Genomic DNA, 23,357 nt, shown 5'->3' on the forward strand with positions numbered 1-23,357 from the left:
CGGGCTGGATAATGCTGCAAATGCACAAAGCAGCGCGAGTCTTGGAGCTGTTGCCATCCTATCTGACTAGCGGATCGGATACCTCCGATACAGAAATAATTCTGCCACGGGGCGCGAGTATGGCTGTTTCGGGGGACAAAGCGTTTGCGTCGTCGTTTTCCTCACGATACAGAATTGGCCTGTCCAGGATACACTAGCCCACGCAAGGGTTGTTACGAGCGGACATTGCGGCACGGCATAACAGTCGTTCCGGCATAGAGGAGTTTCGTTACTGAATGGCTTACGCTGATCGAGATACAAGTGGCAGCCGTATTGTCTCGATCGTGATCGTTTCGATCGTGGTCGCGGCATTCGGTTGGGCATTCGTGAACGGGCTCGCCTTCAAATATATCAAGAAGGCGCAAGAGAAGCTCAATACGTTCGACGTGGCGCCACCGCCGCCGCCGCCGCCGGATAAACCGCCGCCCCCGCCGCCGCCAGACCAGCCGCAGGTCCAGCCGCCGCCCGTGGTGTCGCCGCCGCCGATCGTGCAGGTGCAGACGCCGCCGCCGGTGATCCAGACGGTGCAGACGCCGCCGCCGGCGATCCAGCTGACCCCGAAGGCCGCCCCGCCGGTTCCGCCTGCGCCGCCTGCGCCGCCGGCCGTATCCAAGGCTGCCGGTCTGAAGGGTAACCCCGGCCAGTTCTTCGGCCCCGACGCATATCCCGCCGCGGCGCTCCGTGCCGAAGCTCAGGGTCGCGTCGTCGCCAAGCTGACCGTCGGGACCGACGGGCGCGTGACCGACTGCACAGTGACGACGTCAAGCGGAAACTCCGACCTTGATTCGACCACGTGCAGCATCGCCAAGCGCCGGGTGAAATATTCGCCCGCACTGGATGCATCGGGTACGCCGATCGTTTCCACGGCCGTGCTGCCGGTCAAATGGGTCCTGCCTGAATAACCATTTTTCCCCGGCGCGCCGCCGATCGGTCGCCGGGGGTTTCTTGAGAGGGAAGTTACCGCATGATCACCACCATTCTCGCTGCCGGGGCGACGCCGCCCGAGAACAATTTCGGCCTGATGAACTCGCTGAACGAAGGCGGTCCGGTTACCTGGACGGTCGCGATCATCCTCACCATCTTCCTGTTCTTCACGCTCTACATCCTGTTCACCAAGCTGTTCGAGCAGCAGAAGGTCATCAACCAGGGCAAGCGCGTCGGCGGCACGTTCTGGACCGCGAACAGCCTGCGTGAAGGCGCTGCCAAGCTCGAGAAGAACTCGGCCTACAAGCAGATCGTCGACGACGGTCTCCAGGCTCAGGAGCAGCATGGCCGCCTGACCGATCCGGTCGAGGCGCACGACTGGGTGCACGGTTCGCTCGCTCGCTCGGAAGCGGCGATCAACTCGCAGCTCGGCGGCGGTCTCGCCTTTCTCGCCACGGTCGGTTCGACCGCGCCGTTCATCGGTCTGTTCGGTACGGTGCTCGGTATCTACCGCGCACTCATCAAGATCGGTCAGGCCGGCCAGGCGTCGATCGACAAGGTCGCGGGTCCGGTCGGTGAGGCGCTCATCATGACCGCTTTCGGTCTGGTCGTCGCGGTTCCCGCGGTGCTCGCGTTCAACTTCCTCCAGCGCCGCAACAAGGCGATTGCCGAGAACCTCAGCGCGTTCTCGAACGACGTGCTCGGCTACATCGCTTCGGACGGCGCAGTGCGCCCGACCGTCGCGCGCAAGGCTCCGGCGGCGGCTCCCGTCACCAAGCCTGCGACCACCGTCACCAAGTAAGCAGCATATGGGGGCCGTCATGCGGCGGCTCCCACCCTCGCTGCCGGACCTGGTCCGGCAGTCCGACTGTTGAGAATAGGATAGCCGTCCATGGCGATGAGCACTGGCGCACCAACTGACAGCGATACGCCGATGTCGGACATCAACACGACACCGCTCGTGGACGTCATGTTGGTTCTCCTCATCATCTTTCTGATCACCGTTCCGGTGGTGGTCCAGAACATCAAGCTGAAGTTGCCGGACGTGAAATACGATCCGACGACGACCAAGCCCGAAAACGTCAGCCTGTCCGTAATTCAGGACGGCAGCGGCAATTGCGCGGTTTACTGGAACCTCACGCGAGTGACGCATGACGAACTGCTGAAGCGCGCGGTCGACAAGCTCCAGGCCGAAGTGAAGCGGCTCGGCGGTGCGGCCAACCTGACCCCGGACGATCTGCCCGAGGCGCACATCCGCGGCGACGTGGACGTTCCGTACAAGTGCATCGGTGGCGCGATCTACACGATGCAGATGGCGGGCTTCGCGAAGGTCGGCTTCATCTCGCAGCCGCCGCCCAACGTCGTTCCTGGCGAATGATAGAGTTGGCGGCTTTTTGAGACCGCGATTTTAGGGAAATTTCCATATGGCAATGAGTTCCGGTCGCGGTGAAGGCGACCCCATGATGGACATCAACACGACGCCGCTTATCGACGTCATGCTGGTTCTCCTCATCATGTTCATCATCACGATCCCGCCGCAGACGCATGCGGTGAAGGTCGATCTGCCGATCAACAGCAACCATCCTGCCAACCCGATCGATGCCACCAAGAACAAGGTGATCGTCGATCCGGCAGGCGTAGTGCAGTGGAACGGCGCTCCAGTCGATCTGGTGACGCTTCAGCAGTATCTCGAGCAGACCAAGACGATGAACCCGGAGCCGGAGCTGCACTTCCAGCCCGATCCGCAGGCGCAGTATGAGAAGGTCGATACCGTCCTTGCCGTCATCAAGCGCTCTGGCGTTTCGAAGCTCGGTTTCATCGGCAACGAGCAATATCGTAACGATTTCTGATCGCTACGGCTTACCCTCGCAAGAGACAGGCGGTTCTTCGGAGCCGCCTTTTTTTGTTGATTGCGGATCGCGCCACGCCGGGCGCGCTGGCGCCGGGGCCGTCGATCGGCGTCGCTGCGGAGCACGATCGCCAGATATGCCGCCCGGCTGAGTGCTTGTCGGAGCGGCGATGGTCGTGGGTGCGGCTTTACGGCCTCACCGCCGATGCTGTGGCCGCAGGATAACCCTTACAGCGTCGTCGCAGCGACTGCTGGAATGGCGGTTGGGACGGGTGGCGAGACGGGACGCTTCCGCGCCGTACGCGAATCCGGGATCCGGGATCCGTCGACTTGACGCGGCGGTCGCTGCTATCGGGGTAGCGCTGACGCCGATCGCGCCATAGCACTCACGTGCGCTGCGGCTGAGCACCAGCGAAGCGAGCGCGGCGGACGCGATCGTACTCACGCGTAATCTCCGGACGCGCCGTTCCGCTGTGGCGCCACGACCGGCGGACTCGCTCAATCCGCTCTCGCGAAGCGCTGTTCCGGATCAATGCCGACCGTGTCTTACAGGCGCGGTAGCGTGACGCCCCGCTGGCGCATGTACTTCCCCGCGCGGTCGGCATAGCTCGTCTCGCACGGTTCGTTGCCTTGCAGGAACAGGAACTGGCATGCGCCTTCGTTGGCGTAGATCTTGGCGGGGAGTGGCGTGGTGTTCGAGAATTCGAGCGTCACATGCCCCTCCCAGCCGGGTTCGAGCGGGGTGACGTTTACGATGATGCCGCAGCGCGCATAGGTCGATTTGCCGAGGCAGATCACCAGAACGTCACGGGGCACGCGGAAATATTCCACCGTGCGCGCCAGCGCGAAGCTGTTCGGCGGGATTACGCAGACGTCGGTCTTGCGATCGACGAAGCTGTTCGCGGCGAAGTCCTTGGGGTCCACCACCGCGCTGTCGACGTTGGTGAAGATCTTGAACTCGTCCGAGACGCGCGCATCATAACCGTAGGACGAGAGGCCATAGGAGATGCAACCCTCGCGCGTCTGCCCGTCGACGAACGGTTCGATCATGCCGGCGCCGAGCGCCTGCTCGCGAATCCAGCGGTCTGACATGAGGGACATGCGCGTGCTCCTTGAATGGCGGCCGCTTTCGCCGGAATGTGGAAGGAGAGCAAGGGGCGGGGCGGCCCGCCGCTGCCTTCAGCCCCAATGCGGCCCTCAACGCAAAGGCTCGTGCCGAAAGCGGCACGCTCGGTCGCACCGCTACCCCCGCGTGGATGCAGGCGTGATGCCCAGGTCCGCAGGGCCGAACGCGTGGGGGAGCAACTCCGACAGCCGGTAACGGTCCACCGCGTCGCCCTCGGCCGCCGCGCACCAGACCGTCAGGTCGCGCCCGCCCATCTGCGCGGCTTCGTTGATGACCTGCCGGCAGCGACCGCACGGCCCGACGACCGCCACGCCGCGTGGCACGCCCGCCGCATCCATCGCGCCGCCGATCACCGCAATCGCGACCACGTCGCCAAGCCTGCCCGCGCTGCTCGTGGTGGCCAGCGCCACGGTTTCGGCGCAGAGCGACAGGCCGTAGCTGGCGTTCTCGAAATTGGCGCCCGTCACCACCGAGCCGTCCGCGAGCAGCACCGCCGCGCCGACACCGAACCGCGAATAGGGAGCATGGGCGTTCAGCGCCGCCGTGCGCGCCGCCGTCACCAGCCGGTCGCGGGTCGCATCGTCGAAAGTCGGTTCTTCGTTCATGGTCTCACCACATCCCAATGGACCGGCCCGTCGACACCGTCGATCCGCCGCATATCGCTCGCTTGCCACATCCGCCACGGCCGTGCCGCATAGTCGGGTTTGAGGAAGTTGCCGACCGCCCACACCGGTCGGTTCAGTGCCGCCGTCACGTCGAACGCCGAATCGAAGCGCCGGCTGATCTTGAGCAGCACCGGCTTGCCGGTATGCGCCTCGACCATGGTCAGGAACCGGCGCAACTCGCCTTGCACCGCGGACGCCTCCGGCCGCGCGGTGCAATCGTCGGTAAAATCGAGCTCGACCGCAGCCGGCAGCGCATCGGCGGTGCGCGGCACGGTGGTGTTGAAGTTGTTGGCCTGATCGACCGCGGAATTGCACAGCGAATAGAGGTGCATCGCACCGCGCCGCATGCCGGTCTTGGGCACCGCGTCCCAGTTGGCGGCGAAGCGCATGTCGCGCCCGGCCGATCCGCTGGTCGCGCGAAGATAGGCGAAGTCGGCGCCGATGGTGCGGACCGACCACCATTCGATCTCGCCCTGCGCATCGGATACGTCGACGCCCTGGACGGCGTATGTACCACTCGGCCGCCATTGCAGCGCGAGCAGCCACAGTACCGCGCCCGCCACGATCAGCAGCACGAGGACGGCACCGCCTGCCGCGATGCGCTTCGCCGGAGTGTTCAGTCGCAGCATGTCAGTTGCGGATGTGCAGCACGCAGATCAGCGTGAACAGCCGTCGCGCGGTCGCGAAGTCGATGTCGATCTTGCCTTCCAACCGTTCCTTGAGCAGTCCGGCCGCTTCGTCGTGGAGCCCGCGCCGCGCCATGTCGATCGTCTCGATCTGCTGCGGCGTCGCGTTGCGGATCGCCTGATAATAGCTGTCGCAGATCGCGAAATAGTCTTTGATCGGGCGGCGGAAGCGACCCAGCGCCAGCACATAGGTTTCGAGATGCGACCCGTCTTCGCGGTGGATCGCGATGCCGAGCCGCCCTTCCTCCACCGCCAGCTCGATCCGGTACGGCCCGGCATAGCCGTCGGCATAGGCGCGCTGGGGCGCGAAGTGGTTTTCCTCGATCAGATCGAAGATCGCGATTCGCCGCTCCTGCTCGATATCGGCCGAGCGCCACAGGATGGTGGCCTCGTCGAGCGAGACATGGATGATGCGCGGGTCCGCCATCCCGAAAGCCCTATCGGGGATGGCGGGCGGGGACAATCACCAGCTTATCCACAGCTGACGTCGTGCGTTGATCGCAAGCGGGTTTATGGGCGGGGCGGGTGCGCGTAGAAGGCCGCGCATGGCAACCGCATTCGCAACCCCCGTCTCCTCCGCTCCCGAGACCACCGCCCTCCCGCAGAACGTCGAGGCCGAGGCGGCGATGCTCGGCGCGATGATGATCGACAACCGCCTCGCCGACGATCTGATCGACCGGCTCGAGCCCGAACACTTCTTCGAACCGCTGCACGGCCGCATCTTCACCGCGATTCGCAAGCTGCGCGGCGCGGACATGCTCGCCTCGCCGGTCACGCTGCGGCCGCTGTTCGATGCCGATCCGGGCATGAAGGAGCTGGGCGGCCCGGGCTATCTCGCGCAGCTTACCGGCAGCGGCGCCGGGCTGATCGGCGCGCGCCAGTTCGCCAAGCAGATCTACGACCTCGCCATGCTGCGCACACTGGTGACGGTGGGGCGCGGACTGGTCGAGCGCGCGCTCGACACGTCGGAGGAGGTCAACCCGCGCGCGCAGATCGAGGCGGCCGAGGAGGAGCTGTTCAAGGTCGCGGCGGACGGCGGCAGCGAAAGCGCGGTCAAGACCTTCGCGCAGGCGACGACGCTCGCCGTCAAGGTCGCGCAGAAGGCGCTCAATTCGGGCGGCAACCTGTCCGGCATCACCACCGGGTTCGATTCGATCAACGGCAAGATCGGCGGCATGCATCATTCGGATCTGATGATCCTTGCCGGGCGTCCCGGCATGGGCAAGACCTCGCTCGCCACCAACATCGCCTTCAACGCTGCGCAGCGCTACATGCGCGATCGTGCCGATGGCATCAGCCACGCCGAATCGGTCGGCGCGAAGGTCGCGTTCTTCAGCCTCGAAATGTCCGCCGACCAGCTCGCCACGCGTATCCTTGCCGAGCAGGCGCGGATCAGCGGCGAGGCGCTGCGCATGGGTAAGATCAGCAAGACCGAGTTCAACCAGCTCGCGCAGGCCGCGGCCGAGCTGGAGAACCTGCCGCTGTTCATCGACGATACCGCCGGTCTGTCGATCGCCGGTCTGCATACCCGGATGCGCAGGCTCCAGCGCCGTCACAACAACGAGATCGGGCTGGTGGTGATCGACTATCTCCAGTTGCTGAGCGGTTCGGCCAAGGCGTCTGGTGACGGGCGCGTGCAGGAAATCTCCGAGATTTCGCGCGGGCTCAAGACGCTCGCCAAGGACATGAACGTGCCGGTGATCGCCTTGTCGCAGCTCAGCCGCGCGGTCGAGCAGCGCGAGGACAAGCGCCCGCAATTGTCGGATCTGCGCGAATCGGGTTCAATCGAGCAGGACGCCGACATGGTGATGTTCGTGTTCCGCGAGGATTATTACGTCGCCGCCAAGGAACCGAAGCGTCCCGTGGAGGGTGACGGCGCCAAGATCTTCGAGGATCACGCGCAATGGGCGTCGGAGATGGAGCGTGTCTATGGTCTCGCGGAATTCATCGTCGCCAAGCAGCGTCACGGCGCGACCGGCAAGGTGATCCTCAAGTTCGAGCCGATGTTCACACGTTTCAGCGATTATATCGGGTATTGAGGCGCGGCACATGCGCGGGCGGCGTCGCAGAACGTCGCCTTAACCACTTCCCGCTATAGAGGAGGGATGTGGGACCGCGCCGTTTTTCCGAAATCGCTGAACTGGGCACCGTCCAACGCGCGTCAGTTGCGAACCGGGCTGGTTGCGGTGTTCGCGCTGACGCTGATCGGCTTCGCGGTGCTGGTCGGATCGCTGATCCATCGGCTCAACGTCGATGCCGACGATCAGCGGCGCGCGACCGTGCTGAGCGTCCTGTCTTCGGAAACCGACGCGCTGTCCAACATGACCTTCGCCGCCTCGCGCTGGACCGAGGGTGTCGCGCATTTGTACGGCACGCTCGATCGGAGCTGGGCGATCACCAACATCGCCTTCCACGATGCGCGCAAGATCCACGCCTATGTGATCGACGACACGGGGCGTACGCTGTTCGCCCGCGCGTGGCAGGGGTATGATGCACCGTTGCTGCGTACGGTCGCGCCGGCTGCGACCGCGGCGATCCTGGCGCATATGCCGCGCGACCAGCGCGGGGTGCGCGCGTTCAGGCATGGTTATGCGGCGATCTTCCGCTATGGCGGCCATGCGGCGCTGATCTCGGCATCGGTGCTGCTGCCCGAAGACCCGGCACAATATGGGCAACTCCACAGCTTCCGCTATCTCGTGTACGTTCGCGAGATCGACCGGCAGGTGCTGCGGCCCTGGGCGCGCACGTTCGGTGTCGCGGGACTGGACTGGCAACCGGACGGCGCCGTGCCCGACGACCGGTCCGCCACTCCCGTACCCGGCGGCGAAGGCGCGGCGCTTGGCCAGCTTACGTGGTTGCGCCCGATGCCGGGGTGGAACGCGGCGTGGCGGCTCGCGCCGCTGTTCGCGGGCATGGTGGTGCTGTTCGTGGCACTGGCCGCTTTTTCGATCCACCTGCTTGTTAAGGCGAGCGAGGCGCAGCGGTTGAGCGGCGCGGAGGCGCTCGATCAGGCGCGGCAAGCGCGCGATGCGCAGATGGCGGCGGAGATGGCGCTGAATCAGGCGCGCGCGGACCGGCTCGAAGCGACGCGACTGGCCGAGCGCAAGGCAGAGGACGAACGCGCGCATCAGCGCGCCTTGCGCAGCGTCGCGCTCGACATCGCCGATAAGCTCGAAGGGTTCGTCAAGGCATTCGGCGACAAGCTTGGCAGCGCTGCGGCGGAACTGGAGCAGAGCGCCAATGCCTCGCTCGCGACGATCGAGCAGCAGACCGCGCAGACCCGTGCGATCCGCCAGCGGTCCGAAGATGCCACCGACAATCTGCGCCGCATCGTGCGCGGCGTGCAATCGGTCAGCGAGGCGCTGAGCGGCGTCAGCGCCGAAACCCGCGGCAACCGCGATCTGATCGAGCAATCCGCTGCGCAGTCGAGCCATGCGCGCGATGCCAATCACGCACTGTGCGACCGGATGACCGCGATTCACGACGCGGCAAGCGCGATCTCGTCGCTCACCGCGCAAACGCGGATGCTGGCGCTCAACGCGACGATCGAGGCGGCACGCGCCGGCAGCGCGGGGCAGGGCTTCGCGGTCGTCGCGACCGAGGTGAAGGCGCTCGCCGGGCAGACCGACCGCCTCAACGACATCATCGCCGAACGACTTGCCGAAGTGGTCGAATCGGCGCGGGCCAGCTCCGATCTCAGCGACACGGTGCGCGCCTCGCTCGTCAACGTCGCGCAATCGGCATCGCAGACCTTGCAGGTCGTCGCCGCGCAGAGCGATGCGACCAACGCGGTGCACGAGGCATCGCGCCATATCGACGATTACGCGGGCACGGTGATGGACGGGATCGAGCGGCTCGGCAGCGGGCTCGACCAGGTCGCTGCGCAGGCGACCTTCACGCGCGGACGCGCCGCGTCGGTGCTGGGCGAAACGCGCGAGTTCGAGGCGGCGCTGCGTCAGTTCGTGGAACGGCTGCGCGCCGCCTGAGTCACGTCAGGCGCTACAATCGAGCGGTTGGCGGATCAGAAAACCGGTTCTTCGCCCGGCTTTTCGGCAACGTGGATGCCGCATTCCACCTTCTCCCACCCGCGCCAGCGCCCGGCGCGCGGGTCTTCGCCCGGCAGCACCTTCGACGTGCACGGCTGGCACCCGACGGAGAGATAGCCGTCCGCCTCGAGCGGGTGACGCGGCAGATCGTGTGCGGAGAAATAGGCGTCGAGATCGGCCTTCACCCAATCCCCGAGCGGATTGATCTTGAGGCGGCCGTCCTCGACCTCGAAGCGCGCGATATTCTGCCGCGTGCTCGACTGGAACGCCTTGCGCCCTGAAATCCAGCTGTCGAGACCTTGTTTGGCGCGCTTGAGCGGCTCGACCTTGCGGATCTCGCAGCAGCCGTCGGGATCGTACGACCAGCGTAGGCCGGTGTCGTCCTTGGCGGCGAGTACCCCCGCATCCGGCTCCACCGCCCAACTGTTCCTGAGGCCGAGCCGCGCGACCAGCGCCTCGCGGTAGGCGAGCGTCTCGGGAAACATCTTGAGCGTGTCGACGAACACCACCGGTACGCTGGGGTCGGCCTTGGCGACGAGATCGAGCAGCACCGCGCTTTCGGTGCCGAACGACGAGACCACGGCGGTGTGGCCGAGCGCGCCTTCCGCGAACAGCGCGGTCAGCATCGTCAGCGCATCGACGCCGGCGAAGCGCGCGTTGAGCGCATCGGCATCCGCCTGGGTGAAGGCGGGGCGCGTGTCGATAATGTCGAGTTTACGGGCGGGGCTGGCCATGACGCAGTTTCCAAACAGGCACGGCTCCATCGGCCGCCCCCTGATATACGTGCTCGTAGCGCGACAACGAGGCTTGCAGCGTGGCAGAATCGATTTCAGCACGGGGAGCAAAACTATCGAACCCGCAGCGCCGCATCAGCGGAAGCTGATCGACCAGCACATCGCCCTCCGCACGCAATTCGCCGGTATAGCCTGCCTCGCGCAAAATCCGCGCCGCCGAATAGCCGCGCCCGTCGCGGAACGCGGGAAACGCCACCTCGATCAGCGCAAGCTGGCCGAGATGCGGCAACAGCGCGCGCACGTCGTCGCCCGGCTCGATGCGGACGGCGGTTGCGTTGGTCTGGCCGAGGAAAGCGTCGAGCGTGACGGCGGGCTCCTCGTGCGGAGCATCGTCGCGGAAGCGTATGGGGGAGTCGGTCATTTCAGCAATCCGCCAGAGTCGTTAGGAGAGGGGCGGCGACGGCGGGATCACCCATAGAGCGCGACCTTGAACGGCTCCATGCCGACGCGCCGGTAGGTATCGAGGAACCGCTCGCCGTCCGCGCGCTGCGCCAGGTACACGTTAGTCACCGTCTCGACCGCATCGACGATGCCGTCCTCGTCGAAGCCGGGGCCGGTGATCTTGCCGAGGCTCGCGTCCTCCGCACCCGATCCGCCGAGCGAGAGCTGGTAATTCTCGACGCCCTTCTTGTCGACGCCGAGGATGCCGATGTGGCCGGCATGGTGGTGCCCGCAGGCGTTGATGCAGCCGCTGATCTTGAGCTTCAATTCGCCGAGGTCGCGCTGGCGCTGGAGATCGGCGAAACGATTGGCGATCTTCTGCGCGACGGGGATCGAGCGTGCATTCGCAAGCGCGCAATAATCGAGGCCGGGGCAGGCGATGATATCGCCGATCAGGTCGAGATTGGCGGTGGCCAGCCCCGCCGCGTCGAGCGCCTGCCACACCGCGTAAAGATCGGCCTTGCGGACGTGCGGCAGCACGATGTTCTGCGCATGGGTGACGCGCAGTTCGTCAAACGAATAGCGCGTGCCGAGATCGGCCATCACGTCGATCTGGTCGGCCGAGGCGTCGCCGGGGATGCCCTCGGTCGGCTTGAGGCTGATGTTGACGATCGCATAGCCGGGCTGGCGATGCGGCTTGACGTTCTGGTCGAGCCAGACCGCGAAGTCGGGATCACTGCGGTCGAGCGTGTCGGGCGCGGCGGTGTCGAACGCGGGCGGGGCGAAGAAGGCGCTGATCCGCTCCAGCTCGGCAAGCGGCGGGTCGATCCCGAGCGTCTTAACGTGGGCGAACTCCTCCTCAACTTGGCGAGCGTACTCCGCCGCGCCGATCTCGTGGATGAGGATCTTGATGCGCGCCTTGTAGATATTGTCGCGCCGGCCGTAGCGATTGTACACGCGCAGGCACGCTTCCATATAGCTCATCAGGTCTTCGGCGGTGATGAAGTTCTTGATCTCCGGGCCGATCATCGGCGTGCGGCCCATGCCGCCACCGACGAAGATCTTCGCGCCGAGCACGCCGTCACGCTTCACCAACTGAATGCCGATGTCGTGCAGCCGCATCGCCGCACGGTCCTCGTCTGCGGCGATCACCGCGATCTTGAACTTGCGCGGCAGGTAGCTGAACTCGGGGTGGAAGGTGCTCCACTGGCGCAGCAGTTCGGCCCAGGGGCGCGGATCGGTCACTTCGTCGGCGGCGGCGCCGGCGAACTGATCCGACGAGATGTTGCGGATGCAATTGCCGCTGGTCTGGATCGCGTGCATCTCCACACCCGCCAGTTCGGCAAGAATGTCAGGTGCTTGGTCGAGTTTGATCCAATTGTACTGGATGTTCTGCCGCGTCGTGAAATGCCCGTAGCCGCGATCGTACTTGCGCGCGATGTGCGCGAGCATGTGCATCTGCTTGCCCGACAGCGTGCCGTAGGGCACCGCGACGCGCAGCATATAGGCATGAAGCTGAAGGTAGAGGCCGTTCATCAGCCTGAGCGGCTTGAACTGATCCTCGGTAATTTCGCCGGCGAGGCGGCGCTTCACCTGATCGCGAAACTCCTCGACGCGGGTGTCAACGATCGACTGGTCGTATTGGTCGTACTGGTACATGACTTACCTCGTCGCCCAGGCGAACGCCGGGGTCGCTGGGTTGTTTTCGGGGCAGCCGCCGCGCGCGATCACGCAACGGCCCCGGCTTGCGCCGGGGCGACGATCGTGGCTCACAGCACCACCTCGGGCGAAACTTCGGGCGCGAGCGTCAGGTCCATTCGCACCGTCGGGCCGAGCGCGCGAATCCGGTCCTTGATGTGCGCGGGGCGGGGGCCTTCCGGCGTCTGCGTCGCCTCGATCACGACCGGGCCGTTGACGCGGCGCGCGGCCTCCTCGACGCGGCCGAGCGCCTCGCCCCCGCTGCCGACGTCAGCCGACTCCGCGACGTGGCGCGACCAGCCCGAGCCGGTCCACCAGATCACATCGCCCGTCGCCAGATCGTTCCCCGTCAACAGCTTCACGCAAAAGTCCCTTCAGCAGCAGTCGCCCAGCGGCCCAGCCGATCCTCGGCATCGGACAACTCGACGACTTCGCCTACAACGATGATGGCCGGGCTCGCCACCTTTTCGCGCGCCATCATCGCGCCGAGATCGGCGAGAAGGGTGCGCAGCGCCCGCGCGCCTTTCAGCGTACCGCGTTCCAGCACCGCGACGGGCATGTCGGGAGCGACCCCGTCGCGCATCAGCTTGTCGGAAATATCGGTGGCGGTGGCGACGCCCATGTAGATGACGAGCGTGCGGCCCCTGCCGGCGAGCCCCGACCAGTCCTGATCGGCAAGGCCCTTGCACTGGCCGGCGACGAAGCTGACCGCGCTCGAATATTCGCGGTGGGTGAGCGGCAGCATCGCCTCCGCCGCGCAGCCGAGTGCGGCCGACACGCCCGGAATCACCTCGACCGGCAGCCCGGCGGCGCGCACCGCCTCGACCTCCTCGCCACCGCGCCCGAAGATGAAGGGATCGCCGCCCTTCAGCCGCACCACGATCGCGCCGGTCTTCACATGCGCGACGATCAGCGCGTTGATCGATTCCTGCGGCAGCGTGTGGCGCGCGCGCCGTTTGGCAACCGAGATGCGCTGCGCGGCGGCGGGCGCGAGATCGAGCACGCGCGGATCGATCAGCCCGTCATGGACGACGATGTCGGCGGATTTGAGCGCTTCGACGGCACGGACGGTGAGCAGGCCGGGGTCGCCCGGCCCGGCACCGACCAGAATGACGCGCCCGCGCGCGGTGGGATCGAGCAGAGTAGCCATGGCACCGGCGAATGCGCGAAACGCCGCCCCGATTCAACCGAAGCCTGCTTTCGTGCGCGGTAGCAGAACTTGGGCTGCCCCCGCACGCGTGCCGCGTTACCGTTTCGGCATGTCCAGTTCGTGCGCACGGCGGACGAGGCGGATCGCTTCGTCGATCAGATCGGCGGCGAAGTCGGGCGTTTTCTCGCGCACGGCGATCGACAGGCAGTTGTTCGCCTGCTGGCGCAGTTTGGCGGAGCGGGGAGAGCGGATTGGGGCAGAATCTTGCGTCGTCACGATCGGTGTAATCTCTGATCCGGCGGGAGGTTCCACGGTTCGTCGCACGGCAATGTTACGTTACGACGAACGGTTCGTCAGCCGTCGCGCAAGCCCACGCCGATGCTTGCGCGCGCCTGTTCCGATTCGCTGGAAACCACTGGATAGGCACAATAATCCGCCGCATAATAAGCGCTCGGCCGGTGATTGCCCGACCAGCCGATACCGCCGAACGGCGCGCCGGAGGAGGCGCCGTTGGTCGGCTTGTTCCAGTTGACGATGCCGGCGCGCGCATTCGCCCAGAACTGGTTGTACAGCGCCGGGTTCTGGCTGAGCAGCGTCGCCGACAGGCCGTAGCGCGTGTTGTTCGCCTCGGCGATCGCATCCTCGAACGTCTTCGCGCGGATCACCTGGAGGATCGGGCCGAACAGCTCGATATCGGGCCGGTCCGCCATGTCGGTCACATCGATCAGCGCGGGGAGGAGGAAGGGCAGGCCCTCCTGCGGGCGTTCGAGGTGGCGGATCGGGCGGCCGCCGCGGATCATCAGTTCGAGGAAACTCTCGGTCAGCAGATCGGCCGATTCGTTGTCGATGACCGGGCCCATGAACGGCTGCGGCTTGGCGTGCGGCTCATCCACGATCATGCGGCCGATGAGTTTGTTGAGCGTGTCGATCAGCGCGTCGTGGACGCGCTCGTCGACGATCAGCCGGCGCCCGGCGGTGCAACGCTGGCCAGCGCTCATGAAGGCGGATTGCGCGATGATGACCGCGGCCGAATGAATGTCGGGCGATTCCCACACCACGATCGGGTTGTTGCCGCCCATTTCAAGCGCGAGGATCTTCTCGGGCCGGTTGGCGAACGCGCGGTTGAGCGCGATGCCGGTGCGCGCCGAACCGGTGAACAGCAGCCCGTCGATCCCGTCATGCGCGGCGAGCGCCTTGCCCTCGTCCGGTCCGCCGAGCAGCAGCCGCACGCAGCCCTCGGGCACGCCGCTCTCGTGATAGCAGGAGACGAGGAACTCGCCGACCGCCGGTGTCTTCTCGGACGGTTTGAACACCACCGCATTGCCGGCGAGCAGCGCGGGAACGATGTGGCCGTTCGGGAGATGTGCGGGGAAATTGTACGGCCCCAGCACGGCGAGCACGCCGTGCGGCTTGTGGCGCAGCGCGATGCGGCTGCCCATCGGCGCGTCGAGCCGGCGTTGCGCGGTGCGTTCGGCATAGGCCTTGACCGAGATATCGACCTTGGCGATCACCGTTTCGACTTCGGTATGCGCCTCCCACAAGGGCTTGCCGGTCTCGCGCGCGATCAGATCGGCGAAGGCGTCGGCGCGGCGGCGCACGACATTGGCGAAGCGGCGCAGCGCCTCGGTGCGATAGGCGAGCGGACGCGACGCCCAACTGGCCCAGCTTTCGCGCGCCATCGCGACTTCGGCATCGACGTCGCCGCTCTGGCCGCGCCACAGCAGTTTGCCCGTGGCGGGTTCGATCGAAGTGAGTTCTGTTGCGACCATTATGGCGCGGTCTTGCCCGAGTTTCGCGGCCAAATCCACCGCCTCACGCGAGCGCCGCGCCCATTTCGCGGATCGCCGCGACCTTGGCGTCGAGCAGCGACCAGTCGTCGCGCTCGGCGATGGCCGACCAGATCGCCTCGACCTCGCCGATCAGCATCGAACAGGGCGTGTCGTCGCGCCAATAGGCGTGGGCACGGTCCTTGCGCGCGGCATAGGGCGCGGCGAGCGCGCGTGCCTCGGCAAAGGCGTCACTGTCGGGCAGCGTGCCGCCGAACGCGTCGAAGAAGAAGCGGTCGACCGCCAGCGCATCGGCGCGCAAGCCGCGCTCGACCGCGTTGACGAGGGCGCCGTCCTCCTCCGGCCCGCGCGGCACGAGGCCGAGCCGCCACAGGATCGCCTCGCCCACCGCCGCCTGATAGCGATCGCCGAACGTGTCGAGCACCGCGATCAGCGGCTCGGCGGGGCTGATCGCGCGCAGCGACACCGCCAGTTGCATCGCGTCCCAGTGGATCGCCTCGGGCTGGCGACCGAAGGCATAGAGCCCGGCGTGATCGAAATAGGCGGCGGTGAAGCTCGCGTCCCACGTCGGCAGGAAGCGCCACGGGCCGTAGTCGAAGCTCTCGCCCGTGACGTTGATATTGTCCGAATTGAGCACGCCGTGGACGAACCCCGCCGCCATGTAACTCGCCGCCAGCCGGGCGGTGCGCTGAACGACGAGATCGAGCAGCCGCGTGGCCGGCTCCGCGCCGGGGTCCTCGCCGTAGAGATTGCGCAGCACATACGCGACCAGCCGGCGCATGTTGTCCTCGTCGCGGTGGTAGGCGAGCCGCTGGAAGGTGCCGATGCGGATATGGCCGTGGCTCAACCGCACCATCACCGCACCGCGCGTTGGCGAGGGTTCGTCATTGCGCTCCAGCGCCTCGCCGGTCTCGATCAGCGAGAAGGTGCGCGAGGTCTCGACAGCCAGCGCCTCGAGCATCTCGGTCGCGAGGATCTCGCGCACGCCGCCCTTGAGGGTGAGGCGACCGTCGCCGAAGCGGCTCCACGGCGTCTGCCCGCTGCCCTTGGTGCCGAGGTCCATCAGCCGCCCGCGCGCGTCACGCATCTGCGCGAACAGGAAGCCGCGCCCGTCGCCGATATCCGGGTTGTACTGGCGGAACTGGTGGCCGTGATAGCGCAGCGCGAGCGGCTGGCTGAGATTGGCGGGCAGCGGAGCGAAACGCCCGAAATGACGAACCCATTCGGCATCGCTCAACCCGTCGAGCCCTACTTCGGCGGCGGCGCGGTCGTTGCGGAAGCGCAGCCGCGTTTCGGGGAAGTTCGCCGCCACGACAGGATCGTAGAAGGCGTCGCCCAGATCGAGGATGCGCGGATCGGGGCGATATGCTTGCGGGAAGTCGGCCATGCCGCGATATGGGCGCGCCGTAGCCGAGGATGCAACCATGCCTGCCTATGAAAACCGTTACTGGTGGTCCAACGATGGGCTGCGGCTGCATTATCGTGACTATCCCGGCCGCGAGGATCGCCCGCCGATCGTCTGCATCCCGGGCCTGACCCGCAACGCGCGCGATTTCGAGGATCTCGCCGCGCGCCTGTCGGGCGAATGGCGCGTCATCGCGCTGGACCTGCGCGGGCGCGGCGAGAGCGCTTACGCCAAGGATCCGATGAGCTACGTGCCGATGACGTATGTGCAGGACATTGAGGCTCTGCTCGCCGAACTGGGTGTCACGAGCTTTGTCGCGTTCGGCACCTCGCTCGGCGGTATCCTGACGATGTTGCTGGCGGGCGCGGCGCGCGAGCGGCTGGCGGGGGCGCTCATCAATGATGTCGGTCCCGAGATCGAGCCGGCGGGCATCCTGCGCATCCGCGGCTATGTCGGCAAATCGAACTCCTGGCCGACCTGGATGCACGCCGCCCGCGCCCTGGCCGAAAGCAACGCGGACGCCTTTCCCGCTTTCCAGATCGAAGACTGGCTGGCGATGGCCAAGCGGCTGTACCGCGTGAACAGTGCCGGCCGCATCGTGCTCGATTACGACATGAAGATCGCCGAGCCGTTCCGCGTGCCCGGCAACGAGGCCGGACCGGATATGTGGGCGGCGCTCGCGCGGTTGCAGGGCGTGCCGACGCTGATCGTCCACGGTGCGCTCTCCGACCTGCTGTCCGCCAAGACCGCCGCGCGGATGGTCGAAACGCTCGATCAGGCGGAACTGGTGACGGTGCCGGGCGTCGGCCACGCCCCGACGCTCGGCGAACCCGAGGCGGCGGCGGCGATCGACCGATTGCTGGCCCGGATCGGGGAACCGGCGGCGGGCTGAACCGTCTTTCCCGTGACTTAACGGGAGCCCGCACATGCTGAACCTCGCCGACGCGCACACCGCCGTTTCCAGCCTTTCGGGCAGGCGCATTCTCGTCACCGGCGGCACCACCGGCATCGGCCGCGCGATCGCGGTGCTGCTGGCGAGCGAGGGGGCGAAGCTGCACATCTGCGGCCGCACGCCCGAACATCTCGCGGATGCGGTCGGGCGCATCAACGAGGTCGGCGCGGGCGCGGGCACCACGATCGACCTCGCCGAACAGGACGCGCCCGAGCGTTACGTCAAGACCGCGAGCGAGTGGCTCGGCGGGCTCGACGTGGCCGTCATCAACGCGGCGATCCCGGCGGAGGGGCTGTCGGACATGAGCGACAGCGACTTGCGCTACGCGATCGCGACCAACTTTACCGCCTATCTCACCAGCGCGCATGCGGCGGTGGAGGCGTTCGGCGACGCAGGCGGCGATATCGTGCTGATCGGCTCGGTGTCGGCGCACGTGCTCGGGCCGGGATCGACCGTCTATGCCGGCATCAAGGCAGGCATCGCCGGCTTTGCCGAGGCGCTGCGCAGGGAGTTGGGGCCGAAGAACATCCGCGTCACCTTGGTAGAGCCGGCGCTGACCCAGTCCGACATGCACTATCCCGACAAGGATGCCGAGGCGCAGAAGCAGATGGTCCGCGAAGACAAGATGCTCCGGTCAGAGGATATCGCGGTAGCGGTGCACTATGCGCTCACCCAGCCGCGCCGCGCGGTGGTTCAGACGGTCGTGGTCGCACCGCGCATCAGCGAGGAGTAAGAGAGATGGCCTTCGACGCAATCGTGTTTGATCCCCGCGACATCGACCTCGCGCGCTCGCCGCTGGCGGGCAAGCTCGGCGTCGAGACCTATGTGCTCGGTGCGTTCAACCCGGGCATGACGCGGCTGCCCAATGGCAATTTGCTGCTGATAGTGCGCGTCGCCGAGGCGCTGCGCCATCCGATCGTCGATCAACATATCCATGCGATCCGCTGGGAAGAGGGTGGCTACACGCTCGATCCGTGGCCGATCGAGCATGTCGACACCGCCGATCCGCGGAAATTCATGATGCGTGGCGGCGGCTGGAAGGTAATGGCGCTCACCTCGCTGTCGTGGCTGCTGCCGGTCGAACTGTCGGCGGACGGGACCAAGGTGGTGGAGGTGCATTACGACCGTGCGATCGAGCCGCGCGCGCCCTACCAGTGCTACGGCGTCGAGGATGCGCGGATCAGCAAGGTCGGCGATCGCTATCTGATGACGACATGCTCGGTCAGCCCGGAGCGGCATTCGACCACGCTCTATACGTCGAACGATGCGCTCGACTGGCAGCTCGAAGGCATCGTGCTCGATCACCAGAACAAGGACATGCTGATCTTCGAAGGCCAGATCGGCGACAAATATTTCGCGCAGACGCGGCCGCTCGGCGATCTCTATTTCGCCTATCCACCCGGCAGCGAGTGGCGCGCGGGCCCGTCGATCAATCTCGCGTCCTCGCCCGATGCGTTGCACTGGAAGCCCTACGACAAGCCGGGCATCCGCCCGCATGCCGCCACGCTCGCCACCGCGCGGATGGGCGGCGGCGCGCCGCCGGTGCTGACGACACGCGGCTGGCTGACGCTGTGGCACGGGGTCGAACCTTCGGGCGTGGTCGGCATCTATCGCACCTATTGGTCGATCCTCGACCGCGACGATCCGTCGAAGGTGGTCGCCACCAGCCACGATGCGCTGCTCGAACCCTCGGCCGACCTCACCGAGCCGATGCGCGAGCTGATGTACCTCGACAATGTGGTGTTCACCACCGGCATCGCCGATGCGGACGACCATTATGTCGTGGCGAGCGGCGAGGCCGATCTCGCCTGCCGCATCACCCACATCGAGAAATCCGTGTTCAAGGCTTGAGGCGAGGGGTGGTATTTTCCGCCTGAGTCTTGAAAGGCCGGTGTGAAAGCGGGCAGGGGATTGGCGATGCCTCCGCTCCACATCCTCCACCTGCACTCCAGCTTCAGTCTTGGCGGCAAGGAAGCGCGCGCGGTCCGGCTGATGAACGCGTTCGGCGACCGGGCGCGGCACACGATCGTCTCGGCGATGCCGGACCAGTACGGCGCGCGTGCGGCGATCGCGCCGGGCATTTCCTATGAGATCGCGCAGAACCCGCCGCCACTGACCGGCAGCCCGTCGGTGAAGCGTTACGAGGAGATCGCGCGCTTCATGCGACGGTTCGATCTGGTGCTGACCTATAATTGGGGCGGGATCGACGGCGTGATGGCGCGCCGCGTCGCCGGCATGAAGGGGCCCCCGGTCGTCCACCATGAGGATGGCTTCAACGAGGATGAGGCGACCGGCCTCAAGCCGCAGCGCAACATCTACCGCCGCATCGCGCTCACCGCCGCGCATGCGCTGGCGGTGCCCTCGGTCACGCTGGAGACGATCGCGCTGAAGACGTGGAAGCAGCCGCCCGCGCGCGTCCACCGTATCGCCAACGGCATCGCCACCGCGCGCTATGCGGTCAAGCCCGCGCCCGACGCGATCCCCGGCTTCCGCCGCAAGCCGGGCGAGATCGTGATCGGCACGCTCGCGGGGTTGCGTGCGGTCAAGAACATTCCGCTGTTGGTGCGCGCGGTCGGCGGTATGGCCTCGCGCGCGCGGCTGGTCGTGGTGGGCGAGGGGCCGGAGCGGCAGGCGATCCTCGATGCGGCCGAGGCGATGGGGCTGGAGGATCAGCTCGTCATGCCCGGCTTCCTGCCCGACCCGCATAAATATGTCGGCTTGTTCGACATCATGGCGCTGTCCTCACGCAGCGAGCAGTTCCCGATCTCGATCCTCGAAGGCATGGCGGCGGGCTTGCCGATCGTCGCGCCGCCGGTCGGCGACATCCTCAATATGGTCGCGCCGGCGAATGTCCCATATATCGAGCATGCGACCGACGAGGTGCGAATCCGCGACGCGTTGCAGGCTCTTGCCGGCGCCGATGCGCCTGCGCGACAATGGTTGGGCGAGCAGAACCGCGCCAAAGCGACCGCCGAATATGACGAGGCGGTGATGATCGCGCGCTATGCCGCGCTGTATTCCGGGGCACTCGGCCGCCCCGGCGCTCTCGGCTGAGGCGCAAATCTCTCGTCAAGCGTTGCTGATCCGCTATATGATCGATCAAAGTGTATCCGGGAGGTATCGGTGTTCAAAGGTTTGAAGCCCATCAACTATAACGGCCGCGAAGTCTGGCCGTTGGTGGAGGGCGGAAAAGGCGTCGCCGCGACCAATCACGCGAGCGCGGGCGCCTGGGCGGCGGCGGGTGGCATCGGCACCGTTTCGGCGGTGAATGCCGACAGCTACGATCCCGACGGCAAGATCATTCCGCAGGTCTATAAGTCGCTCACCCGGCGCGAGCGCCACGAGGAGCTGATCGAATACGCGATCGAGGGCGCGGTCGAACAGGTGCGCCGCGCGTTCGATATCGCCGGCGGCAAGGGCGCGATCAACATCAACGTGCTGTGGGAAATGGGCGGCGCCCAACGCATCCTGCACGGCGTGCTGGAGCGCACGCGCGGCCTCGTCGCGGGCGTGACCTGCGGTGCGGGCATGCCGTACAAGCTGTCGGAAATCGCCTCGTCCTACGACGTCAGCTATCTGCCGATCGTCAGTTCGGGCCGCGCGTTCCGGGCGCTGTGGAAGCGTGCGTATTCGAAGGCATCCGAATGGCTGTCGGCGGTGGTGTATGAGGATCCATGGCTGGCCGGCGGGCACAATGGCCTGTCCAACGCCGAAGATCCGCGCAAGCCCGAAGACCCGTTCCCGCGCGTCAAGGCGCTGCGCGAGACGATGCGCGAGGGCGGCATTTCCGACGATGTGCCGATCGTGATGGCGGGCGGCGTCTGGTACTTGCGCGACTGGAGCGACTGGATCGACAATCCCGAACTCGGCACGATCGCGTTCCAGTTCGGCACGCGCCCGCTGCTCACCAGGGAAAGCCCGATCCCCGAGGCATGGAAAGCGCGGCTCACCAATATCGAGGAAGGCGAGGTGCTGCTCCACCGCTTCTCGCCGACCGGTTTCTATTCGAGCGCGGTGCGCAACCCGTTCCTCCAGCATCTCGAGGCGCGCTCCGAACGGCAGATCGCCTTCTCGACGCAGGAGGCGGGCGACCACGTCTTCCAGCTCGACGTGGGTGTGAAGGGCAAGAATTTCTGGGTGACGCGCAATGATCTGCTGCGCGCGCGTCAGTGGTTCGGCGCCGGCTTCACCGATGCGCTGAAGACGCCGGACAATACTCTGGTGTTCGTCACGCCTGAGGAGAAGGGTGTGATCCGCAAGGATCAGGCGGATTGCATGGGATGCCTCAGCCAGTGCTCGTTCTCGTCCTGGGCGGATAGCGAGACCAACTCGACCGGCCGCCTTGCCGATCCGCGCAGCTTCTGCATCCAGAAGACCTTGCAGGACATCGCGCACGGCGGCGATGTCGAGCAGAACCTGATGTTCGCCGGCCACGGCGCCTATCAGTTCAAGCGCGATCCGTTCTATTCGAACGGCTTCGTGCCGAGCGTAAAGGAACTGGTCGACCGAATCCTCACCGGCGACTGACATGCGAAGGGCGGCGGATCGCTCCGCCGCCCCGCACTGTGTTTAGCGGTAGCACACCGTTACGCGGCGATGATAGCGCCAGGTCGTCCGGCAGTCGCGCCCGCCGCGCCAGCCGCCACGATGATAGCCATAACCGCCGCCGTAACCGCGACCATAACCATAGCCACGATCGTGCCCGTAATAGCCGCGCCTGCCGTCGCGCCAGTCACCGTGGCGGCCGCGATCGTCGTGGCGATCGTAGCCGTGGTGATCGCGATCGTAACGCTGCGCATTCGCTTCGGTCGAAACGCCGACACCGGCAATCATCAGGCCAAGTGCCGCTGCGATTTTCAAGCCTTTCATCGAACCATCCTTTCCCATCGTAATCGGGTATCATGGTTCTAGGCGCGGTGATTCGTACTTTTGCTGAATGCGTCTGTAGTCTTGCGTACAGGTTGGTTCTCGACGTCAGCCGCGCGCAAGCACCTCATAAGCCATCACCGCCGTGGCGACGGCGGCGTTGAGGCTGTCTGCCTTGCCGAGCATCGGGATCTTGACGAGCAGATCGCACGCCCGCGCATAATCCTCCGGCATGCCCTGCGCTTCGTTGCCGGTGAGCAGGAAGGTCGGCGCGGTATAGGTAGCGGCGCGGTACGCCTGATCGGTATCGAGGCTGAGGCCGACGAGTTGCCCCGGCCCGGCGCGCAGCCAGCGGAGGAAATCGTCCCAGCCGGTCTGCACGATCGGCACGGTGAACAGCGCCCCCATGCTCGCACGCACCGCCTCGACCGAGAAGGGATCGACGCACTCGCCGATCAGGATCAGCCCGCCCGCGCCGACCGCATCGCCGGTGCGCAGGATCGTGCCGAGATTGCCCGGATCGCGCAATCGCTCCGCCACCAGCCAAATCCGCGCGCTGTCGCGGTCGAGCGTGTCGAGCGACTGCGCGAACTCCTCAAACACGCCGACCACCGCCTGCGGATTGTCCTTGCCCGACAGTTTGGAGAGGATGTCGGGCACCGTCTCGATCGCCTCGCCGCCGGCCGCCTCAACATCGCGGACCAGCGCGCGGACCAGCGGATGCGCGGCACTGTCGCGCGCGAAGAACAGGTAGGTGGGGAGGCGCCCGCTCTCGCGCGCTTCGGTGAGGATGCGCAGACCCTCGGCCAGGAACAGCCCTTCCTCGCGACGGTGGCGTTTCTCGCGCAGCGCGCGGACGCGCTTGATGAGCGGGTTTGAATAAGCGGTGATCTCGCGCGGCATGGCCCGCCTATGCCGCAACGAAGCGCCCGCGTCGATGATGTGCGCGAAAGCGCTGACGTCGCGCTTTCGCTCTGCTACCGGGCAGC

At 66.3% G+C, this 23,357-nt stretch carries 25 protein-coding genes; 11 read left to right on the forward strand and 14 right to left on the reverse strand.

The features are described 5' to 3' along the window. Nucleotides 1-275: 275 nt before the first annotated feature. From AC3ANX_RS07780 to AC3ANX_RS07795, 4 genes are all read left to right on the forward strand, one after another. Entirely contained in the window at nucleotides 276-941 is a 666-nt protein-coding gene (locus AC3ANX_RS07780; RefSeq protein ID WP_488336422.1) for an energy transducer TonB, read from the forward strand. Between the two features lie 62 nt (nucleotides 942-1,003). Beyond that, complete coding sequence (locus AC3ANX_RS07785; RefSeq protein WP_488336423.1) at nucleotides 1,004-1,765, forward strand: MotA/TolQ/ExbB proton channel family protein; 762 nt, start codon at nucleotides 1,004-1,006, stop codon at nucleotides 1,763-1,765. A gap of 90 nt (nucleotides 1,766-1,855) precedes the next feature. Then, on the forward strand, nucleotides 1,856-2,341 hold the full coding sequence (locus tag AC3ANX_RS07790) for an ExbD/TolR family protein (RefSeq protein WP_488336424.1): 486 nt from the start codon (nucleotides 1,856-1,858) through the stop codon (nucleotides 2,339-2,341). A gap of 46 nt (nucleotides 2,342-2,387) precedes the next feature. Beyond that, nucleotides 2,388-2,813 carry an ExbD/TolR family protein gene (locus tag AC3ANX_RS07795; protein WP_488336425.1) on the forward strand — a complete coding sequence of 142 codons (426 nt, stop codon included), beginning with the start codon at nucleotides 2,388-2,390 and terminating at the stop codon, nucleotides 2,811-2,813. Between the two features lie 545 nt (nucleotides 2,814-3,358). On the opposite strand, the gene dcd is transcribed toward AC3ANX_RS07795, so the two are convergent. From dcd to AC3ANX_RS07815, 4 genes are all read right to left on the reverse strand, one after another. After that, on the reverse strand, nucleotides 3,359-3,913 hold the full coding sequence (gene dcd / locus AC3ANX_RS07800) for a dCTP deaminase (RefSeq protein WP_488336426.1): 555 nt from the start codon (nucleotides 3,911-3,913) through the stop codon (nucleotides 3,359-3,361). Nucleotides 3,914-4,054: 141 nt separating this feature from the next. Then, the gene (locus AC3ANX_RS07805; protein WP_488336427.1) at nucleotides 4,055-4,543 is read right to left on the reverse strand and encodes a cytidine deaminase; all 489 of its coding nucleotides are present in this window, start codon (nucleotides 4,541-4,543) and stop codon (nucleotides 4,055-4,057) included. After that, nucleotides 4,540-5,232, reverse strand: a complete 693-nt coding sequence (locus AC3ANX_RS07810; RefSeq protein ID WP_488336428.1) for a GH25 family lysozyme — start codon at nucleotides 5,230-5,232, stop codon at nucleotides 4,540-4,542. The genes AC3ANX_RS07805 and AC3ANX_RS07810 overlap by 4 nt, the downstream gene beginning before the upstream one ends. Before the next feature lies 1 nt (nucleotide 5,233). Continuing rightward, nucleotides 5,234-5,716: a UPF0262 family protein gene (locus AC3ANX_RS07815; RefSeq protein WP_488336429.1), complete on the reverse strand. Its 483-nt coding sequence runs from the start codon at nucleotides 5,714-5,716 to the stop codon at nucleotides 5,234-5,236. A 118-nt stretch (nucleotides 5,717-5,834) separates the two neighbouring features. Between AC3ANX_RS07815 and AC3ANX_RS07820 the strand changes: the two genes are divergently transcribed. After that, nucleotides 5,835-7,328, forward strand: coding sequence for a replicative DNA helicase (locus tag AC3ANX_RS07820; protein ID WP_488336430.1), 1,494 nt, complete (start codon nucleotides 5,835-5,837; stop codon nucleotides 7,326-7,328). 66 nt (nucleotides 7,329-7,394) lie between these two features. Further along, complete coding sequence (locus AC3ANX_RS07825) at nucleotides 7,395-9,275, forward strand: methyl-accepting chemotaxis protein (RefSeq protein WP_488336431.1); 1,881 nt, start codon at nucleotides 7,395-7,397, stop codon at nucleotides 9,273-9,275. A 35-nt stretch (nucleotides 9,276-9,310) separates the two neighbouring features. Here AC3ANX_RS07825 and AC3ANX_RS07830 read toward each other — a convergent pair whose 3' ends face one another. The 8 genes from AC3ANX_RS07830 to AC3ANX_RS07865 form a co-directional block, all read right to left on the reverse strand. Then, on the reverse strand, nucleotides 9,311-10,069 hold the full coding sequence (locus AC3ANX_RS07830; RefSeq protein ID WP_488336432.1) for a phosphoadenylyl-sulfate reductase: 759 nt from the start codon (nucleotides 10,067-10,069) through the stop codon (nucleotides 9,311-9,313). Beyond that, complete coding sequence (locus tag AC3ANX_RS07835) at nucleotides 10,050-10,490, reverse strand: DUF934 domain-containing protein (RefSeq protein WP_488336433.1); 441 nt, start codon at nucleotides 10,488-10,490, stop codon at nucleotides 10,050-10,052. Before AC3ANX_RS07835 ends, AC3ANX_RS07830 begins: the two co-directional genes overlap by 20 nt. A gap of 47 nt (nucleotides 10,491-10,537) precedes the next feature. After that, entirely contained in the window at nucleotides 10,538-12,169 is a 1,632-nt protein-coding gene (locus AC3ANX_RS07840) for a nitrite/sulfite reductase (protein WP_488336434.1), read from the reverse strand. A 110-nt stretch (nucleotides 12,170-12,279) separates the two neighbouring features. Then, complete coding sequence (locus AC3ANX_RS07845; RefSeq protein ID WP_488336435.1) at nucleotides 12,280-12,570, reverse strand: DUF2849 domain-containing protein; 291 nt, start codon at nucleotides 12,568-12,570, stop codon at nucleotides 12,280-12,282. After that, a complete protein-coding gene (cobA, locus tag AC3ANX_RS07850) occupies nucleotides 12,567-13,358 on the reverse strand; it encodes a uroporphyrinogen-III C-methyltransferase (protein WP_488336436.1) in 792 nt (263 codons plus the stop codon). Before cobA ends, AC3ANX_RS07845 begins: the two co-directional genes overlap by 4 nt. Before the next feature lie 96 nt (nucleotides 13,359-13,454). Then, nucleotides 13,455-13,634, reverse strand: coding sequence for a hypothetical protein (locus AC3ANX_RS07855; protein ID WP_488336437.1), 180 nt, complete (start codon nucleotides 13,632-13,634; stop codon nucleotides 13,455-13,457). Between the two features lie 77 nt (nucleotides 13,635-13,711). Then, complete coding sequence (gene astD, locus AC3ANX_RS07860) at nucleotides 13,712-15,127, reverse strand: succinylglutamate-semialdehyde dehydrogenase (RefSeq protein ID WP_488336438.1); 1,416 nt, start codon at nucleotides 15,125-15,127, stop codon at nucleotides 13,712-13,714. Nucleotides 15,128-15,170: 43 nt separating this feature from the next. Then, nucleotides 15,171-16,532, reverse strand: coding sequence for a protein adenylyltransferase SelO family protein (locus AC3ANX_RS07865; protein ID WP_488336909.1), 1,362 nt, complete (start codon nucleotides 16,530-16,532; stop codon nucleotides 15,171-15,173). Between the two features lie 37 nt (nucleotides 16,533-16,569). Here AC3ANX_RS07865 and AC3ANX_RS07870 point away from each other — a divergent pair, with 37 nt between their 5' ends. The 5 genes from AC3ANX_RS07870 to AC3ANX_RS07890 all read left to right on the forward strand — a co-directional run bounded on the left by AC3ANX_RS07870 (nucleotide 16,570) and on the right by AC3ANX_RS07890 (nucleotide 22,029). Next, nucleotides 16,570-17,442, forward strand: a complete 873-nt coding sequence (locus AC3ANX_RS07870; protein WP_488336439.1) for an alpha/beta fold hydrolase — start codon at nucleotides 16,570-16,572, stop codon at nucleotides 17,440-17,442. Nucleotides 17,443-17,476: 34 nt separating this feature from the next. Continuing rightward, the gene (locus tag AC3ANX_RS07875; protein ID WP_488336440.1) at nucleotides 17,477-18,235 is read left to right on the forward strand and encodes an SDR family oxidoreductase; all 759 of its coding nucleotides are present in this window, start codon (nucleotides 17,477-17,479) and stop codon (nucleotides 18,233-18,235) included. Nucleotides 18,236-18,240: 5 nt separating this feature from the next. Continuing rightward, entirely contained in the window at nucleotides 18,241-19,353 is a 1,113-nt protein-coding gene (locus AC3ANX_RS07880; protein WP_488336441.1) for a glycoside hydrolase family 130 protein, read from the forward strand. Between the two features lie 66 nt (nucleotides 19,354-19,419). Continuing rightward, complete coding sequence (locus AC3ANX_RS07885) at nucleotides 19,420-20,556, forward strand: glycosyltransferase family 4 protein (RefSeq protein ID WP_488336442.1); 1,137 nt, start codon at nucleotides 19,420-19,422, stop codon at nucleotides 20,554-20,556. A gap of 69 nt (nucleotides 20,557-20,625) precedes the next feature. After that, nucleotides 20,626-22,029: an NAD(P)H-dependent flavin oxidoreductase gene (locus AC3ANX_RS07890; RefSeq protein WP_488336443.1), complete on the forward strand. Its 1,404-nt coding sequence runs from the start codon at nucleotides 20,626-20,628 to the stop codon at nucleotides 22,027-22,029. A gap of 42 nt (nucleotides 22,030-22,071) precedes the next feature. Here AC3ANX_RS07890 and AC3ANX_RS07895 read toward each other — a convergent pair whose 3' ends face one another. Together AC3ANX_RS07895 and AC3ANX_RS07900 are read right to left on the reverse strand one after the other, a co-directional pair. Continuing rightward, nucleotides 22,072-22,371: a hypothetical protein gene (locus AC3ANX_RS07895; RefSeq protein ID WP_488336444.1), complete on the reverse strand. Its 300-nt coding sequence runs from the start codon at nucleotides 22,369-22,371 to the stop codon at nucleotides 22,072-22,074. A gap of 105 nt (nucleotides 22,372-22,476) precedes the next feature. Next, nucleotides 22,477-23,271: a TrmH family RNA methyltransferase gene (locus tag AC3ANX_RS07900; protein ID WP_488336445.1), complete on the reverse strand. Its 795-nt coding sequence runs from the start codon at nucleotides 23,269-23,271 to the stop codon at nucleotides 22,477-22,479. Between the last annotated feature and the right edge of the window lie 86 nt (nucleotides 23,272-23,357).

The organism is Sphingomonas sp. BRN-1R (genome assembly GCF_057748035.1).

Bases quoted from the DNA above. Each gene is read 5' to 3' on its own strand.
- AC3ANX_RS07870 (WP_488336439.1), top strand. From the start codon at position 16,570: ATGCCTGCCTATGAAAACCGTTACTGGTGGTCCAACGATGGGCTGCGG.
- AC3ANX_RS07780 (WP_488336422.1), top strand. From the start codon at position 276: ATGGCTTACGCTGATCGAGATACAAGTGGCAGCCGTATTGTCTCGATC.
- AC3ANX_RS07795 (WP_488336425.1), top strand. From the start codon at position 2,388: ATGGCAATGAGTTCCGGTCGCGGTGAAGGCGACCCCATGATGGACATC.
- AC3ANX_RS07820 (WP_488336430.1), top strand. From the start codon at position 5,835: ATGGCAACCGCATTCGCAACCCCCGTCTCCTCCGCTCCCGAGACCACC.
- AC3ANX_RS07875 (WP_488336440.1), top strand. From the start codon at position 17,477: ATGCTGAACCTCGCCGACGCGCACACCGCCGTTTCCAGCCTTTCGGGC.
- AC3ANX_RS07885 (WP_488336442.1), top strand. From the start codon at position 19,420: ATGCCTCCGCTCCACATCCTCCACCTGCACTCCAGCTTCAGTCTTGGC.
- AC3ANX_RS07785 (WP_488336423.1), top strand. From the start codon at position 1,004: ATGATCACCACCATTCTCGCTGCCGGGGCGACGCCGCCCGAGAACAAT.
- AC3ANX_RS07830 (WP_488336432.1), bottom strand. From the start codon at position 10,069: ATGGCCAGCCCCGCCCGTAAACTCGACATTATCGACACGCGCCCCGCC.
- AC3ANX_RS07805 (WP_488336427.1), bottom strand. From the start codon at position 4,543: ATGAACGAAGAACCGACTTTCGACGATGCGACCCGCGACCGGCTGGTG.
- AC3ANX_RS07840 (WP_488336434.1), bottom strand. From the start codon at position 12,169: ATGTACCAGTACGACCAATACGACCAGTCGATCGTTGACACCCGCGTC.
- cobA (WP_488336436.1), bottom strand. From the start codon at position 13,358: ATGGCTACTCTGCTCGATCCCACCGCGCGCGGGCGCGTCATTCTGGTC.
- AC3ANX_RS07895 (WP_488336444.1), bottom strand. From the start codon at position 22,371: ATGAAAGGCTTGAAAATCGCAGCGGCACTTGGCCTGATGATTGCCGGT.
- AC3ANX_RS07815 (WP_488336429.1), bottom strand. From the start codon at position 5,716: ATGGCGGACCCGCGCATCATCCATGTCTCGCTCGACGAGGCCACCATC.
- AC3ANX_RS07810 (WP_488336428.1), bottom strand. From the start codon at position 5,232: ATGCTGCGACTGAACACTCCGGCGAAGCGCATCGCGGCAGGCGGTGCC.
- AC3ANX_RS07900 (WP_488336445.1), bottom strand. From the start codon at position 23,271: ATGCCGCGCGAGATCACCGCTTATTCAAACCCGCTCATCAAGCGCGTC.
- dcd (WP_488336426.1), bottom strand. From the start codon at position 3,913: ATGTCCCTCATGTCAGACCGCTGGATTCGCGAGCAGGCGCTCGGCGCC.
- AC3ANX_RS07865 (WP_488336909.1), bottom strand. From the start codon at position 16,532: ATGGCCGACTTCCCGCAAGCATATCGCCCCGATCCGCGCATCCTCGAT.
- AC3ANX_RS07825 (WP_488336431.1), top strand. From the start codon at position 7,395: ATGTGGGACCGCGCCGTTTTTCCGAAATCGCTGAACTGGGCACCGTCC.
- AC3ANX_RS07880 (WP_488336441.1), top strand. From the start codon at position 18,241: ATGGCCTTCGACGCAATCGTGTTTGATCCCCGCGACATCGACCTCGCG.
- AC3ANX_RS07835 (WP_488336433.1), bottom strand. From the start codon at position 10,490: ATGACCGACTCCCCCATACGCTTCCGCGACGATGCTCCGCACGAGGAG.
- AC3ANX_RS07790 (WP_488336424.1), top strand. From the start codon at position 1,856: ATGGCGATGAGCACTGGCGCACCAACTGACAGCGATACGCCGATGTCG.
- astD (WP_488336438.1), bottom strand. From the start codon at position 15,127: ATGGTCGCAACAGAACTCACTTCGATCGAACCCGCCACGGGCAAACTG.